The organism is Mycolicibacterium sp. MU0053, from assembly GCF_963378095.1.
Taxonomy (GTDB): domain Bacteria; phylum Actinomycetota; class Actinomycetes; order Mycobacteriales; family Mycobacteriaceae; genus Mycobacterium; species Mycobacterium burgundiense.
Genome location: NZ_OY726397.1, coordinates 4,114,264 through 4,129,047 on the forward strand (window position 1 = coordinate 4,114,264; position 14,784 = coordinate 4,129,047).

Sequence of the window (14,784 nt, forward strand, 5' to 3'; positions counted from 1 at the left end):
TGTGACGGTGACCACCGACAAGAATTCCGACACCGATCCCGACGACGCGACCGCGCCCGCTGAGCCGACAGACACCGCTGAGGCGACGGACGTGCCCGAGGAGGAGGTCAGCGACGCCCCCGAGGAGACCGCGGCCGCGCCGTCGAACCGGCGCCGGTTGCTGCTCGGTGCGACCGCGCTGGTTCTGGTCGCGGCGCTGGGCGTCGCCGGGTTCCTGGGCTGGAAGCTGTGGGCGCTCAGCAGCGCGGCCGACGCCGGCCGGCAGGCGCAGGAGGCGGCGGTGTCCTACGCCCAGGTGCTGACCAGCATCGACTCCGAGATGGTCGACGAGAACTTCGACCAGGTGCTCGACGGCGCCACCGGCGAGTTCAAGGACATGTACTCGCAGTCCAGCACGCAGCTGCGACAGCTGCTGATCGACAACAAGGCCACCGCCCACGGCGTCGTGGTGGAGTCGGCGGTGCAGTCGGCCTCGCGGGATCAGGCCGTGGTGCTGCTGTTCGTCGACCAGTCGGTGTCCAACACCGCCGTTCCGGATCCGCGCCTGGACCGCAGCCGGATCAAGATGACCATGGAGCTGGTCGACGGACGTTGGCGGGCAAGCAAAGTCGAGCTGCCCTGAGTGCGCGGGTGATCGACATGGGCATCCGATCCGGCCTGGCGGCGGCCGTCGTGACGGCCGCGGCCGTGCTGACCGCGCCGTCGGCGGCCGCGGCACCGGCACCGTTCTGCGCGGAGTTGCAGGGCCACTGGGACGGCCAATACTGCCGCGCCCAGGTGGTCTCGGAGCAGCAGGCGACGCGCGAAATCAAGGTCGCGATTCCCGCCGAACTCATCGACGATCCCGTCGCCGGCCCGGTGCTGCGCGACTACCTCGCGACGCTGGTGGGCAACTGGCGGCGGGTGGGGGCGAAGATGTTCGCCGACAGCTTCGGTGAGGGCAACTACCAGGTCTTCCGCCGCGGCGATGTCACCTCGGTGGTGTTCCGGGAGACGTATCACGCCGACGGACCCGACTTCAACAACGCCTACCGCACCTTCACCTTCGACCTCGCGGGCGGCCGTCAGTTGGCGCTGGCGGACCTGGTGAAGCCGGGCCTGGACCCGTTGGTGGCGATTCCGCCGCTGGCGCATCCGTTCGTGGTGACCGCCTTGGATCAGGCGCCGCCGCCGCACCAGCCCGGCAGCTATCCGTTCATCGCGGATCGTTGGACGCCCGACAAGGTCTACTCGGGCGGGTACAAGGCGTGGGCCCTGACCCCCGACGAACTCGTGCTCTACATGCCCGACTATCCGGTGGCGCGGGACTCCCCGACCGACTTCACGCCGGGGGTCATGCAGTGGGCGATGGACGGCGGCACCGTGCAGGCGCACATCCCGCTGGCCGCGCTGGGGCCGGTGCTACGGCCCGAATTCGGGGGCAGCTGACGGCTTTTCAGTAACCCCCGGGACGAAGACCGCCCCGGCCCGCCATGTCCTCGAGCCGCTTGATCCGCTCGGCCATCGGCGGGTGCGTCGAGAACAGCTTGCCGATCTTCTCCCCGGCACGGAACGGGCTGGCGATCATCAGATGCGCCTGATCGGCCAGCTTCGGGTCCGGTGGCAACGGCGCCTGCTCGATGCCGCCGGAGATCTTGCGCAACGCCGAGGCGAGCGCCAGCGGGTCGCCGGTCAGTTCGGCGCCGGACTGGTCGGCCTGGAATTCGCGGGAGCGCGAAACGGCCATCCGCACCACGGTGGCCGCGATCGGGCCGAGCAGCTGAATCAGCAGCAGCGCGAAGATGTTTCCGCCGCCGCCCTGGCGGTTGCCGCCGAACATGTTGGCGAAGAACGCGAAGTTGGCCATCGCGGTGATCACCGAGGCCATGGCGCCGGCGACGCACGAGATCAGGATGTCGCGGTTGTAGACATGCGACAGTTCGTGACCGAGCACCGCGCGCAACTCACGCTCGTCGAGGATGTTGAGGATCCCGGTGGTGCAGCACACCGCAGCATTGCGCGGATTCCGGCCGGTGGCAAAGGCGTTCGGATTCGCGGTGTCCGAGACGTAGAGCCGCGGCATCGGCTGGTGCGCGGTCGTCGCGAGTTCGCGAACGATCCGGTACATCACCGGGGCCTGCACCTCGGTGACCGGCACCGCGTGCATGGCCCGCAGCGCCAGCTTGTCGCTGTTGAAATACGTGTAGGCGTTCGTGCCCAACGCGAACAGCAGGGCGATCCACAGCCAGATCGTCGAACCCGTCGACTGCGTGAACAACGCCCCGATGAACATGATCAACGCCGAGAAGCCGACCAAGAGCACAAAGGTCTTGATCCGGTTACCGGTCGGATGCCAGGTCATCAATGTCCTCCTACATGAGCACTGTCAGCTGATTAAACGACAACCGAGGCATCGAAGTTCCGTGAACCGGAACTACCCGTCTCGGTTCACCGTGTAATCCACCAGCGACGCCAGTGCGTGGCGGCCCGGGACATCGGGTAGCTGCTCGAGTTCGGCCAGCGCTTGCTGGGCGTAGTCCCGGACGGTCTCCTTGGCCCGGACCATCCCCGGGGACACCCGCAGCAGCGCCAGTGCCTCGGCCAGCACGGCCTCGTCCTCGACCGGGCCGGTGAGCAACTCCCGCAGCCGGGCCGCCTCGGGCCCGTCGTCGCGCAGCGCATAGAGCACCGGCAGCGTGTGCACGCCCTCGCGCAGGTCGGTGCCCGGCAGCTTGCCCGACTCGTCGGGGTCGCTGTCGATGTCGATGATGTCGTCGGAGATCTGGAAGACCATGCCCACCTGACCGCCCAGGCGCGCCAGGCGCTCGATCTGGTCCGCCGAGGCGCCGGAGAACGTCGCGCCGAACCGGCCGGAGGCCGAGATCAGGCATGCGGTCTTCTCGTACACCACCTTCAGGTAGTGCTCGATGGGGTCGGTGTCCTCGACCGCGCCGCGGGTCTCCCGCATCTGACCGGTGACCAGTTCGGCAAAGGTGTCGGCGATCACCAGCACCGCGTCCGGGCCCAGCCGCGAGACCAGCCGCGACGCCGTGGCAAAGAGGTAGTCGCCGGCCAGGATCGCGATGTTGTTGCTCCACCGCGCGTTGGCGCTGGGCGCCCCGCGGCGCACCTGCGCATCGTCCATCACGTCGTCGTGATAGAGCGTCGCCAGATGGACCATCTCGATCACCGCGCCGGCGATGGTGACCTCGGTGGCGTCCGGGCGGGGCCCCAGGGCGGCCGCCAGCACCGTGAACAACGGCCGGAACCGCTTCCCGCCGGCCAGGAACAGGTGCTGGACCGCCTCGGACATCAGGCTGTCGGCCCGGCCGAGTTCGGCCTCCATCAACTGCTCGATCTGGGTGACTCCGTCGCGAACACTTCGGGCGAATTCGGGGTCCCCGAAGTCCACCCCCGCAACCACGCTCGCCGGCGTTCTCATGCGTCCAACATACTGGTCATCGTGAACATCTACCCCGCCCATACCGCCGACGTGGCTGTGGTGGGTGCCGGACCGGCAGGTTCTGCCGCCGCGGCCTGGGCAGCACGGGCCGGCCACGACGTCGTCGTCATCGATTCGGCGACTTTTCCCCGCGACAAGGCCTGCGGCGACGGACTGACGCCGCGCGCAGTCGCCGAGCTGCAATTGCTGGGCCTGGGCGGCTGGCTCGACGAGCACATCCGGCACCGGGGCCTGCGGCTGGCCGGCTTCGGTTCGGCGGTGCAGGTGGACTGGCCGGGGCCGTCGTTCCCGTCGACGGGCTCGGCGGTCCCGCGCACCGAACTCGACGATCGCATCCGGCAGGTCGCCGAGGCGGCCGGCGCCAAGATGCTGCTCGGTGTCAAGGCCGTCGACGTGGAACGGGACGCGGCCGGTCGGGTCAGCGCGCTGGTCCTGGACGACGGCGCGGTGGTGCGCTGCCGGACGTTGATCGTCGCCGACGGCGCCCGCTCCACGCTGGGCCGGGTCCTGGGCCGGCAATGGCACCAGGAAACCGTGTACGGGGTGGCCGCCCGCGCCTACCTGGCCTCACCGCGCGCCGACGAACCGTGGATCTCCTCGGACCTGGAACTGCGGTCGACCGACGGCACCGTGCTGCCCGGCTACGGCTGGATCTTCCCGCTGGGCAACGGCGAGGTGAACATCGGCGTGGGCGCGCTGGCAACCGTCAAGCGGCCCGCCGATGTCGCGCTCCGGCCGCTCATCAAGGGATACACCGACCTCAAACGCGACGACTGGGGCTTCGTCGGCGCGCCGCGGGCGGTGTCGTCGGCGCTGCTGCCGATGGGCGGCGCGGTGTCCGGCGTCGCCGGCGTCAACTGGATGCTGATCGGGGACGCGGCCGCCTGCGTCAACCCGCTCAACGGTGAGGGCATCGACTACGGCCTGGAGACCGGGCGGCTGGCGGTGGACCTGCTCGACGGCCGCGATCTGACGCTGGCGTGGCCGGCCGTGTTGCAGCAACACTTCGGCAAGGGCTTCTCGGTGGCGCGGCGGTTGGCGCTGCTGTTGACCATCCCGCGGTTCCTGCCGATGACCGGTCCGATCGCGATGCGCTCGAGCACCCTGATGGGCATCGCGGTACGCGTCATGGGCAACCTCGTCACCGACGACGACGTCGACTGGATCGCCCGGGTGTGGCGCACCGCCGGCGCGGGGTCGCGGCGCCTCGACCGTCGCAAGCCGTTCGAGTAGCGATGGCTCCCGAGGCCTACCGGGCGCCGCTGCGGTCGCGCCGCGACGACATCGACGCGGCGCAGACGTTTCGACGCGCGCTGAGCCTGGGCTTGTGCGGCTTCGGCGGGGTGCTGCGGCCGGCCCCGGCCGATCTCGCTGCGGCCCTACGGCTGGCCGCGGAACAGTACGACGAGCGCACCAGCGCGCGGATCGCACGGTTTGCCGCTGTGGCCGACGGCGCGCTGGTGTGGACGCGCGCTGCCGACGGGATGTTCTGGCTCGGGCGCATCGAGGGACCGTGGCGCTACGACAAGACCGCGGCGGCCGCGGCGGTCGATCTGGTGCACGTGCGCCGGTGCGGCTGGGCACCGCGGCCGTTCCTCGAGCGGCACACCCCGGCGGCGGTGGTCGCGACATTCCGCCGCGGCGGCAAGAACTTTCAGCGCATCCGCGCCGAGTCCGCGGGCCCGGAATCGGAGCGCTGCTGGCAGCGCCATTGATTGCTCAGCGGCCCGGCCAGCGGGCATCGACGATATCGAGCGCATTGGGCAGCCGCGAGCGGTACCGCAGCCGGTCGGCGGCCTTGAACGGCCCCCACCACGGTGCCTGGAACAGCGGCACGATCTTGACGGCCGGCCCCGAGTAGCCCGAGGCGATCAACACCCCGTTGGCGGCTTGACGGCCGCCCTCGTTGGCGCCCTCCATCGTGGTGACGTTCTGATCGGTCTTGACCCAGTCGCCGGCCAGGAACAGATTGTCCACCGCCGTCACCGACGCCGGCCGACGGGCCCAGGAGCCCGGGTCCTGGATGAACAGCGGCTCGTCGTTGACGATGCCGGGCGTCCCCGGGTTGATGATCGCAGGGTCGAGCATCCAAGAATGCAGCATGCGGTCGGTGACGACGATGCCGGTGTCGTTGAGGTGGGCCTTGATCTGTTTCCAGGCCTCGGCCGCGATCTCCGGCGCGGTGCACGCTTTGGCGCTCTTGCCGTTGAAGTTGCCGGGTGTGGTCCAGTCCGAGATGATCGCCGACAGACAGTCTTTGACGGTCCCGTCGCCGTATCCCGTCAGGGGCCGCCGCCAGAATTGGGCCTGGCTGATGGAGGTCATGCCCCAACCCGAGTCGACATAGTTCACGTGCCCCTTGGTGACATCGACGCGCTCACGAAGGTAGAACATCAGCCCGTTCATCCATTCGGTGCGCAGCCGCGCCACGTTGGCCAGGCCGGGGTCTGCCGCCAGCAGGTCGGGGGTCAGCACCGCGGCGAGCTTCTCGCAGGGCAATGCGGAGATGTACCAATCCGCGTGCACCGGTTGGGGAACGCCGTTGCCGCCCGCCACCGTGGCCGCGGTGATGTGTCGCCCGTCGGTGGAAAAACCGGTGAGGGCCTGACCGACCCGGAAGTCCACACCCTTGGAGCGCAGGTGGGCAACCCACGGGTCGATCCACTGCGAGCTGGTCGGACCGTTGAGCACCCGGTCGAAGCCCTTGTTGTCGATGTCGTTGCCCAACAGCAGGATCGACCACACCGACGCCTCCCCTACCAGTCCGATCGAATGCGCGCTGGCATCCCGGGATTTGGAGGCCGCCAGGTTGCGGATGATGCCGTCGGCGAGGTACCGGTTGTACTCCTTGGAGGCGCGGTCGGCGCCGATGTAGCGTTCCCAGGTCATGTTGTCCCACTGACCGATCTTGCGTTCGTCACAGCTGGTGACGTAGACCGCGAGCTTCTGGGCGGCATACGCCGCTTCGTGCAGCGGCAGCCGCAGCAACGTCTGGAACACCGCGGTCAGGGATTCGATGAACGCCTTGGGAGTGATCGGATTCGGCAGCGTCGGCAGCGGAAACGGCAGCGGGATCGTCAGATCCGCCCGGCCCAGACCGGAGTGCAGATAGGCGGTGGCCCGGGTGAGGTTCTGCCACACCCCGTGGGAGTTGCCGGCGAACGGGATCCGCCGCATCGTATCGGTGACGTTGCGATAGAAGCCCGGGAAGAACCGGAAGCCGTGCTCACCGGGCAGCGGGGTGGCACCGGAATTCGGCGCCGGTATTGATCGGGCCTTGCCGCCGAGCGACTTTCGTTCATAGATCGTCACCGCGTAGCCGCGATCCACCAGTTCGTGGGCCGCCGTCAGACCGGCTACTCCCGCGCCGAAGATAGCCACCGTCCGGCCCGCGGCCCGGGCCGTGCGGATCGGAGCAAGCGAGGCCAACATGGTCGCCGCCGCACCGGCGGCCGCCGCATTCTGCAGAAATCCCCGCCGAGACATCCGGTGACTGTCGGTACGTTCTGGCATTCCCCACCCCCACGCTGGGACCACGATCCGTCAAGCAGACAAGTTAACCGCGATTCCGTCGGTTTCGGGGATTTCGCTCGGCGTGTCGGCGGATCCGAACAGGGTGGCCCGCACCAGCGTGCGGACCCAGGTGCGGGCCTGCTCCGAGTCGGCAGGGCCGTCGTGGCCCATCAGGCGTCCGATGTCGATTACCACGGCGAAGCCACCGTGCACGACGAAATGCGCCTCGGCCATGCCGAATTCCGGCTGCACTCCGGTCACCAGCTGCGCCCAGGCCTCGACGGTCGCGCGCTGAATGTTGCGCAACACCTTCTGATCGGCGGGCGCCAGGTTGGTCCGCTCGGTGTGATAGACGTGGGCGAGTTCGGGATTATCGAACGACCTCGCGATATAGGCCTCGATCAGCCGGCTCAACGCCCGGTCCGGATCCGTCTCGGCGGCAAGGGTATTGGCGACGTCGGCGGAAACCCGGTCGGCGGCCCGGCGAAAAGACGCCGCCAGAATGTCGGCCTTACCGACGAAGTACCGGTAGATGCCCGAAGCCGGCATCCCGACCGCGGCGGCGATGTCCTCCACACCGGTCTGGTGGTACCCCCGTCCGTGGAACAGGATCAGCGACGCGCGCAGCACCTCCTCGTACCGGCCCGCACTCACCTCCCCCGGGGCGGCCACGATGGCCTGCGAGATCCCCTGCGGCAGTTCGGCACTGAGCACAGCGACGGCCCGGTCGAGCAACAGCGTGCGAATCTGCGCGTGGCCGAGTTGCGCGTGATGGTCGGCGACCGACCCGATCACGCTAAGCGCTGCCGCCGACAGCGTCCAGCGCTGCGGGCTGGTGAGGTCGGGGCGCAGCTCGCGCAACGGCAGCTGGATCCGGCGGTTGACCAGCTTCAGCTGATCCATGAGCAGCCGGCGGTCGTCGTCGCTCAGATACCTGGCCTGGCGCCGGTAGAGCCCACCCGAGCTGCGGTTCGTCAGCGCCGTATCGATGAGCGCCCCGAGGATCCGCTCGCGTAACTGCACTGGATCATCGCCCGCGGGCGTCGTCTCGACGAACTCGGTACAGTCGGCCAGCTGAGCCCCCAGCGCCAGGACCGCATCCCGGAACAGCTGGTACTTGCCGGCGGCGTGGCGGTACAGCGCCGTCGCCGAGATGCCGACGCGGGCGGCGATGTCGTCCATGCTCACCGCGTGGTAGCCCGACTCCCCGAAGGCCTCGGCCGCCGCGCGGGCAATCTGAGCCTTGCGGTTTCGGGGACGCCTACGCACCGAGGACATGGCCGATACGGTAACGCACCGGCGACCGTGGCGTGCGACCGCACAGTGGGAATTCATCACAACATCACGGTGCGTGTCCACACTCGTGCATATGCGAATATAGCTGCTCGGCAGGATCATAGCGGCGTAACCGGCGCTATTCTCGACGTCCCGTTCGACCACCATCAGCGCGAACGATCATTAACTTAGTGCTTGCGCACGCATCTCAGCTGTGCCATGCTCCACACGACCGGGGGGTCGGGAACTGCATCCCCGGACGACGCGACCAGACCGGGAAGGACGCCATGACCTACGAGCTGCCGGTCACCAAGGGCCCGGTGCGCGACCTCATGGTGCAGGCCGGTTACATCCTGGGATTCTCGGTGCAGGCACTCCTGAACGTCGGGACCGCGGTGGTCCGCCGACGGTTGGCGGTCGACGAGCTGGTGACCCAGACGCTGTTCATCGGCCGGGTGTGCACCGGACCGGCGCTGCTGCTGATGATGCCGATCGGCGTCTTCATCGCGGTCTCGGTCGGTGAGCTGGCCGGCCGGATCGGGGCCGGCGGCTACTCGGGCGCGGTGGTGGCGTTCATCGTCGTAGGTCAGGCCGCCGCCCTGGTGTGCGCGTTGATGATGGCCGGCGTTGCGGGATCAGCGATCTGCACCGACCTGGGGTCGCGAAAGATCCGCGAGGAGGTCGACGCCATGGAGGTCATGGGCCTCGACGTGATCGAACGCCTGGTGGCACCGCGGCTGATCGCGGCCGTGATCGTCTCCGTCGCGCTGTGCGCGATGGTCACCTTCGCCGGCGTGCTGGCCTGCTACGCGTACCACATCGCGGTCCAGCAACTACCCGCCGGCAGCTTCCTGGCGACCTTCAGTCAGTACGGCCGGGTCTCGGACTTCACTATGGCGCTCATCAAGGCCGCGGTGTTCGGTCTGACCGCGACGTTGGTGGCGACCTTCAAGGGTTTGCACGCCAAGGGGGGACCGCGCGGTGTCGCCGACTCGGTCAACGAGGCCGTGGTGCTGGCCTTCGCGCTGGTGTTCATCCTCAACACCATCCTGTCCGCGCTCTACACGGTGGTGGTGCCGGCGGTGGGCAGCTACCGATGACCGCCCTGACCAGCTCAGCTCCGCTGCATCGCGTGGCCCAGCCCGCCACCGCCGGCTACCACGGCCTCGCCGTCATCGGCCAACACGTCAGCTTCTACGGCAAGGTCCTGAGCTCGCTGCCGTATGCCCTGGTCCGGTACCGCAAGCACACGCTGGGCCAGATCGGCGAGGTCACGTTCGGCAACAGTTCGCTGCTGTCCGGCGGCGGGACCATCGGCATCGTCTTCGCGATGTCGCTGGCCGCGGCCATGATGCTGGGGGTCGAGACCCAGCGCGGCCTGGATCTGGTGGGCATGAACACGCTCTCGGGCATGCTCGCGGCGATCGCGAACACCCGCGAACTGGCACCGGTCGTCGTCGCAATCGCGTTGGCCGCCAAGGTGGGAACGGGATTCACCGCCCAGATCGGCGCAATGCGGATCTCCGATGAGATCGACGCCCTCGACGCGATGGCGCTGCGGTCCATCCCGTTCCTGGTGGGCACCCGGGTCATCGCCGCGGTGGTCTGCGTCATCCCGATCTACATGATCGGGCTGCTGGCCAGCTACCTGTCCACCCGCACCGTGGTGGTGTTCTTCAACGGTGCCTCCCCGGGCACCTACGACTACTTCTTCCATTTGGCGCTGAGCCCGCAGGACCTGTTGTATTCGGGCATCAAGGCCGTCGTCTTCGCCGTCGTCGTCGCCCTGGTGCACTGCACCTACGGCTACTTCGCCACCGGCGGTCCCGAGGGCGTCGGTCAGGCGGCCGGACGTGCGTTGCGCACCGCGATCCTGGCCATCGGCATGCTCGACGTCCTGCTGACGTTCGCGCTGTGGGGGCTGGTCCCCGAGATCCCCGGGATGGGGATGTAAATGCGCATCCCACGAAAAAGACGGCGCCGCAGGTCCTTTCTGCCCGGTCGGCCGTGGCTGGCGGTCCGCGGGTTGATCGCGGTGGTGGCCGCCGGGGCCATCGCGGCCGTTCTCGTCGGCCGCGCCACCGGCAGCCTCGATCCCACCGGCGACGTCTTCGTGGGCGTCCCGGTCTCGGCCGGCCTGATCAGCACCGCCGCCCCGGTGCGCTACCACGGTGTCAACGTCGGACGGATCGCCGAGATCGAGTCCGGCACCCAGACCTCGCGGGTCCGTCTTGCCATCGACCGGGATTCGCTGCCGCTGATCCCGGACACGGTGGTCGCCCGGATTGTGCCCCGCACCTTCTTCGGCGACATCTACCTGCAGTTGGCCGACGACCCCGGCGGGCGCACCGGCAAACCGCTGGGCACCGGGGCCACCATCTCGATCGACGACAGCGACGACGCCATGGCGCTCTATGACGTCTTCACCAAGATCGTCGACGTCTTCAGCACCATCAAGCCCGAGAAGATGCAGACCGCGCTCACCGCGATCAGCCAGGCGCTGCGCCACCGGGGCACCGAAATCGGTTTTACGATCGACAATCTCAGAGACGTCTCGGCCCTGCTGACCCCCACCGTGGTCCAATTCCTGGACACCACCCCGCAGTTCCGCGATGTGATGGCGGCCCTGCACACCGCGACACCCGACATCCTGACCACGTTGTCGGCCGCCACCAACGTGTCCAATCGGCTGGCCGACGACAGCGCCGCGTTCGGCTCCGCGCTCAGCGAGATGGCCGGCCTCGGTTCGCTGCTCACCGGGTTCTTCGCCGACCACCGGGACCAGTTCATCACCGTCCTCGACGCCGCCGGCAAGGTACTGGCCACCACGGCGGCCCACCCCGAGGGGTTGGTCGAGACGCTGGTGGGTGCCCGTGATTTCGGCGCGGCCGGCAGCAAGGTGTTCGCCACCGGCAAGTTCAGCATCACCGCGGTCGCGACGTTCGCCGGGCCGATGCCCTACACGGCCGCCGACTGCCCGGTGTACGGGACCAGCTACGGCGCGCACTGCGCCGAGGCCGACCCGTTCAACCCGGTCCCGACGATGCCGCTGGAGGTTCCGTTGCCGGACTCGGTGGACCTGAAAACACCCGCGCCCGTGGTGTTCCTCCCGGAGGGCCAGCCCAGCGGCGGCGCTGCGCCCCCGCCGCCGGGACCCGCGCCGCACTTCCCCGCCGAAGCCGCACCGGCCGCCGCGATCGCCGGCGGCGCCGCCGAGGCCCACGCCCTGGGCGTGCTGCAGAACGAGGTGCTCGGCCGCGGCGCGCGCGACGGCACCCCCGAGCCGAACATCGCCACCGTGATGATGCTCGGCCCGTTGGTGCGCGGCACGGCGGTGCAGGTGTCATGACCGTGCGTTGGCAGGCCTGGGCCAAGGTGGGCGCATTCTGCGCCGCCGGGTTGATGAGCGGATTGCTGGTGGTCAACACATTGTCGGTGCCGGTGCGCGGCAAGACCACGCACTACGTCGCGCAGTTCAGCAGCATCGAAGGCCTCAGCGTCGGCAACCCGGTGACCATGAACGGGATTCGGATCGGCCGCGTCGACTCGATCCGCTTCGCCGACAACGGCCAGGGCACCAGCCGCGCCGACGTCGGGCTGGAGGTCAAATCCCGCTACGCGCTGACCACCGACGTCACCGCCGCGGTGCGCTACGGCGACATGCTCGGCGCCCGCTACGTCGCGCTGTCCGACCCAACCGGAACCGTGCTGGAGCTGTCCACCGGGGAGCCACGACAGCTGCTGGCGGCCGGCGGTGTGATCCCGCTGACGGCCACCTCCCCCGCCGTCGACCTGACCGCGCTGCTCAACGGATTCAAGCCGCTGTTCGACGCCCTCGAGCCCCAGCAGGTGAACACGATCACCCGCGGCTTCGCCGAAACCTTCGGCGGCCAAACCCAGACGGTCACGACGCTGCTGGCGCAGATCGCGACCATGACCGCCGCCATGGACCACAACGAGCAGATCTTCACCGCGCTGATCGACAACGTCTCGGCGCTGATGAGTTCGGTCCACGCCCGCCAACCGCAACTATCCGAAATGCTCGACGGGCTCGAGCGGCTGACAGCGACGGTCACCGGGCCCAACGGCCAACTCGAACTGCTGCTCGACCAGGGCAACGCGGTATTGGCCACCCTCGCCAACACCGTCACGCAGTCCTCGGTCGCCTACGGCGACGCCGTCACCGACCTGAACGCCATGCTGGGCACCTGGACCGACAACACCGGCGAGTTCCAGGCGCTCGTCGAAAAGCTGCCGCAGTTCGCCGACTCCATCAACCGCGCCAGCAGCTACGGCGGTTTCGTCAGCCTCTACCTGTGCAACTTCACGCTGAAGATCGCCAAGCATGAGGCGAACATCTTCGGACGCCGGCATACGGAGGTGTGCCGGTGATGTTCCTGGTCAAGCTGATCGACCTGCTCGTCGGCGCGGTGCTGTTCCTACTGAAGAAGGACCGCGGACACAATCCGACGATTCCGTTGACCCTCGGGGCGCTCGGCACCCTCGGTCTGATCGCGCTGACGCTGGTGACGATCGCGCTGCCCCGCACCTGGTATCAGGTACGCACCGACGCGTTCACCGCCGAGATGGCCAACGCCAGCGGACTGACCGGCGGCGACCCGGTGTACGTCGCGGGGGTGCCGGCCGGGCGAGTCGAACGCGTCAACCTCGCCGGCGACCACGTCCGGGTCGACTTCCGCCTCGACAGTGCCCAACCCCTGGGCAACCAGACCACAGCGACGGTGCGGCTCCGCACCGTGCTGGGCAAGCGCTTCCTCGACGTCATGCCCGCCGGTGTGGTCGATCCGGCCGCCGGCACCGTGATCCCGTTGTCGCGCACCACGGTTCCCTACAGCCTCGACGAGGTGGGGCGCTCGGCCGAGGCGGCCGCCACCGGCGTCGACCAGGCGGCGTTGACCGCCGCGATGCGCACCGTGCAGGAGTCGATCCCTACCGACAACACCGACCTGAGTGCCGCGCTGGCCGGGATCGGCAGCGCCAGCGCGGTATTCGCCGAAAGCGGCGACAAGTTCGACGAACTGCTGCGCATCTCGCGGTCGTTGTCGGCGCTGCTGGTCGAGCAGAACGAGTCGGTGACCAACACCGCCGCCAACGCCGCGCACATCGTCTCGGCGCTGACCGCCCGCCGAGACGCGCTGAGTCAGATCGTCACCAACCTCAGCGCGCTGCTGCGCGAACTGTCGGTGGTGTACAGCGAAAAGCAGCCGGAGTTCCGCGAAGTGATCACCAAGCTCAGTGCCGTGACCGCCACCCTGAAGGCCAACGCCTACCACATCGACGAAACGCTGCGCACCCTGCCGCCGGCAATGCGGTCGGTCACCAACGCCACCGGCAACGGCAATTGGGCCGACGTCAACTCCCCGTCGCTGGTGATGCCGGACAACCTGCTGTGCGCCTTGAACATCCAGCGGTCGTGCCGATGAGGTCCCGCAAACGTGCCGTCGCGATGGCCGTCGCAGTCCTGGCCTTCCTGGGCGCCGGCGGGTGGTACGTGTTCGGCAAAACCGACAACGCCACCACCGTGCATGCCGACTTCAGCTACATCAACGGCATCTACCCGGGCAGCAGCGTCACGGTGCTCGGGGTGCCGGTCGGTCGGGTCACCGCGGTCAACCCGCAGGGCACCACGGTCCGGGTCTCGATGTCGCTGCCGGCCGAGGTGGAGTTGCCCGCTGAGGTCAACGCCTACATCATGAGCCCCGCGCTGATCAGCGATCGCAGCGTCGAGCTCGGCCCGGCCTATGGCGGCACCGGCCCGAAATTGCAACCTGAGCAGGTCATCCCGGCTGACCGCGCCCACGCCCCGATCACCTTCGACAGCATGCTGACCAGTCTCACCACCATGACCGACGCGCTGGGCCCCGACCAGGGCGACCTGAGCCGGCTGCTGGCCAGCGGCGCCGACCAGTGGCGGGGGCAGGGCAAGCAGTTCAACACCGCGATCCGCAACCTCAGCACGGCCACCGGCGTCGTCGGCGCCCGAGCCGAGGACATCGACACCGTGGTCGAGAACCTCGGCACCATGATGAGCGCGTTCAACCAGCGCCAGGTCTCGCTCAATGACCTCGTGAGTTCCCTTGGGATGCTCGGAGACTCGTGGGCGGATCAGAATCTGGACATCACCGGCCCGATGAACGACCTCAAGACCGTGCTGGACCAGGTGAATGCCGTCGTCGCCAATCACACCGACGACATGGGCGCCATCGCCGGCAACCTCAACGCCGTCGGCGACATCCTGAACCGGCGTCAGCCCGAACTCGCCGAGTTCATGGACCTGCTGCCGCTGATGATGCAGAACCTGTCGGGCACCATCGGTCCGGACCGCCGCGGCCGGATTCGGCTCAACGTATCTTCGGTGCTCACGCAGTTCGCGGACGCGCACAACTTCTGCGAACGCCACCAATGGCCGATCTGTTCGGGTATCGGCCTGGTCAACCCGATCTCGTTCCCCATCAGCCGTTCCGACCCGCTGGGCATCGTCAGCGCCGTCACCGGCGTCATCCCCCCGCCGAACCCGGAGCACCCGAGGTGAG

The 14,784-nt window shown here is 68.6% G+C and carries 14 protein-coding genes; 10 read left to right on the forward strand and 4 right to left on the reverse strand.

The annotated features are described in order from the left end of the window. The first annotated feature begins 1 nt into the window (after position 1). Positions 2-622: an Rv1363c family protein gene (locus RCP80_RS19540; protein WP_308479249.1), complete on the forward strand. Its 621-nt coding sequence runs from the start codon at positions 2-4 to the stop codon at positions 620-622. A gap of 17 nt (positions 623-639) precedes the next feature. Next, positions 640-1,428 carry a DUF3298 domain-containing protein gene (locus RCP80_RS19545; protein WP_308479250.1) on the forward strand — a complete coding sequence of 263 codons (789 nt, stop codon included), beginning with the start codon at positions 640-642 and terminating at the stop codon, positions 1,426-1,428. Positions 1,429-1,435: 7 nt separating this feature from the next. Here RCP80_RS19545 and htpX read toward each other — a convergent pair whose 3' ends face one another. Next, positions 1,436-2,341 (reverse strand): zinc metalloprotease HtpX, encoded by a 906-nt coding sequence (gene htpX / locus RCP80_RS19550; protein WP_308479251.1) that lies wholly within the window; start codon positions 2,339-2,341, stop codon positions 1,436-1,438. A gap of 72 nt (positions 2,342-2,413) precedes the next feature. Further along, on the reverse strand, positions 2,414-3,421 hold the full coding sequence (gene grcC1, locus RCP80_RS19555) for a nonaprenyl/(2E,6E)-farnesyl/geranylgeranyl diphosphat synthase (RefSeq protein WP_308479252.1): 1,008 nt from the start codon (positions 3,419-3,421) through the stop codon (positions 2,414-2,416). A 27-nt stretch (positions 3,422-3,448) separates the two neighbouring features. Here grcC1 and menJ point away from each other — a divergent pair, with 27 nt between their 5' ends. After that, entirely contained in the window at positions 3,449-4,675 is a 1,227-nt protein-coding gene (gene menJ / locus RCP80_RS19560) for a menaquinone reductase MenJ (protein WP_308482934.1), read from the forward strand. A 2-nt stretch (positions 4,676-4,677) separates the two neighbouring features. Next, the gene (locus RCP80_RS19565) at positions 4,678-5,157 is read left to right on the forward strand and encodes a GAF domain-containing protein (RefSeq protein ID WP_308479253.1); all 480 of its coding nucleotides are present in this window, start codon (positions 4,678-4,680) and stop codon (positions 5,155-5,157) included. A gap of 4 nt (positions 5,158-5,161) precedes the next feature. Here the strand turns inward: RCP80_RS19565 and RCP80_RS19570 are convergent, their stop codons facing one another. Next, positions 5,162-6,928: a hydroxysqualene dehydroxylase gene (locus tag RCP80_RS19570; protein WP_308479254.1), complete on the reverse strand. Its 1,767-nt coding sequence runs from the start codon at positions 6,926-6,928 to the stop codon at positions 5,162-5,164. A gap of 57 nt (positions 6,929-6,985) precedes the next feature. Further along, positions 6,986-8,224, reverse strand: coding sequence for a TetR/AcrR family transcriptional regulator (locus RCP80_RS19575; RefSeq protein ID WP_373693548.1), 1,239 nt, complete (start codon positions 8,222-8,224; stop codon positions 6,986-6,988). Between the two features lie 293 nt (positions 8,225-8,517). On the opposite strand from RCP80_RS19575, the gene RCP80_RS19580 reads away from it, so the two are divergent. From RCP80_RS19580 to RCP80_RS19605, 6 genes are read left to right on the forward strand one after another with little or no spacing between them, the layout of a single operon-like run. Further along, positions 8,518-9,330, forward strand: a complete 813-nt coding sequence (locus RCP80_RS19580) for an MlaE family ABC transporter permease (RefSeq protein WP_308479256.1) — start codon at positions 8,518-8,520, stop codon at positions 9,328-9,330. Then, on the forward strand, positions 9,327-10,184 hold the full coding sequence (locus RCP80_RS19585; protein WP_308479257.1) for an MlaE family ABC transporter permease: 858 nt from the start codon (positions 9,327-9,329) through the stop codon (positions 10,182-10,184). Before RCP80_RS19580 ends, RCP80_RS19585 begins: the two co-directional genes overlap by 4 nt. Further along, on the forward strand, positions 10,185-11,579 hold the full coding sequence (locus RCP80_RS19590; RefSeq protein WP_308479258.1) for an MCE family protein: 1,395 nt from the start codon (positions 10,185-10,187) through the stop codon (positions 11,577-11,579). It begins immediately after the preceding gene. Beyond that, complete coding sequence (locus RCP80_RS19595) at positions 11,576-12,622, forward strand: MCE family protein (RefSeq protein ID WP_308479259.1); 1,047 nt, start codon at positions 11,576-11,578, stop codon at positions 12,620-12,622. Before RCP80_RS19590 ends, RCP80_RS19595 begins: the two co-directional genes overlap by 4 nt. Then, entirely contained in the window at positions 12,622-13,674 is a 1,053-nt protein-coding gene (locus tag RCP80_RS19600; RefSeq protein ID WP_308482935.1) for an MCE family protein, read from the forward strand. The genes RCP80_RS19595 and RCP80_RS19600 overlap by 1 nt, the downstream gene beginning before the upstream one ends. Positions 13,675-13,697: 23 nt before the next feature. After that, complete coding sequence (locus tag RCP80_RS19605) at positions 13,698-14,783, forward strand: MCE family protein (protein ID WP_308479260.1); 1,086 nt, start codon at positions 13,698-13,700, stop codon at positions 14,781-14,783. Position 14,784: the final 1 nt, after the last annotated feature.

Excerpts from the sequence above, each read along its gene's own strand:
- RCP80_RS19545 (WP_308479250.1), top strand. The coding sequence starts at position 640 with ATGGGCATCCGATCCGGCCTGGCGGCGGCCGTCGTGACGGCCGCGGCC.
- htpX (WP_308479251.1), bottom strand. The coding sequence starts at position 2,341 with ATGACCTGGCATCCGACCGGTAACCGGATCAAGACCTTTGTGCTCTTG.
- grcC1 (WP_308479252.1), bottom strand. The coding sequence starts at position 3,421 with ATGAGAACGCCGGCGAGCGTGGTTGCGGGGGTGGACTTCGGGGACCCC.
- RCP80_RS19565 (WP_308479253.1), top strand. The coding sequence starts at position 4,678 with ATGGCTCCCGAGGCCTACCGGGCGCCGCTGCGGTCGCGCCGCGACGAC.
- RCP80_RS19570 (WP_308479254.1), bottom strand. The coding sequence starts at position 6,928 with ATGTCTCGGCGGGGATTTCTGCAGAATGCGGCGGCCGCCGGTGCGGCG.
- RCP80_RS19580 (WP_308479256.1), top strand. The coding sequence starts at position 8,518 with ATGACCTACGAGCTGCCGGTCACCAAGGGCCCGGTGCGCGACCTCATG.
- RCP80_RS19585 (WP_308479257.1), top strand. The coding sequence starts at position 9,327 with ATGACCGCCCTGACCAGCTCAGCTCCGCTGCATCGCGTGGCCCAGCCC.
- RCP80_RS19590 (WP_308479258.1), top strand. The coding sequence starts at position 10,185 with ATGCGCATCCCACGAAAAAGACGGCGCCGCAGGTCCTTTCTGCCCGGT.
- RCP80_RS19595 (WP_308479259.1), top strand. The coding sequence starts at position 11,576 with ATGACCGTGCGTTGGCAGGCCTGGGCCAAGGTGGGCGCATTCTGCGCC.
- RCP80_RS19600 (WP_308482935.1), top strand. The coding sequence starts at position 12,622 with ATGTTCCTGGTCAAGCTGATCGACCTGCTCGTCGGCGCGGTGCTGTTC.
- RCP80_RS19605 (WP_308479260.1), top strand. The coding sequence starts at position 13,698 with ATGGCCGTCGCAGTCCTGGCCTTCCTGGGCGCCGGCGGGTGGTACGTG.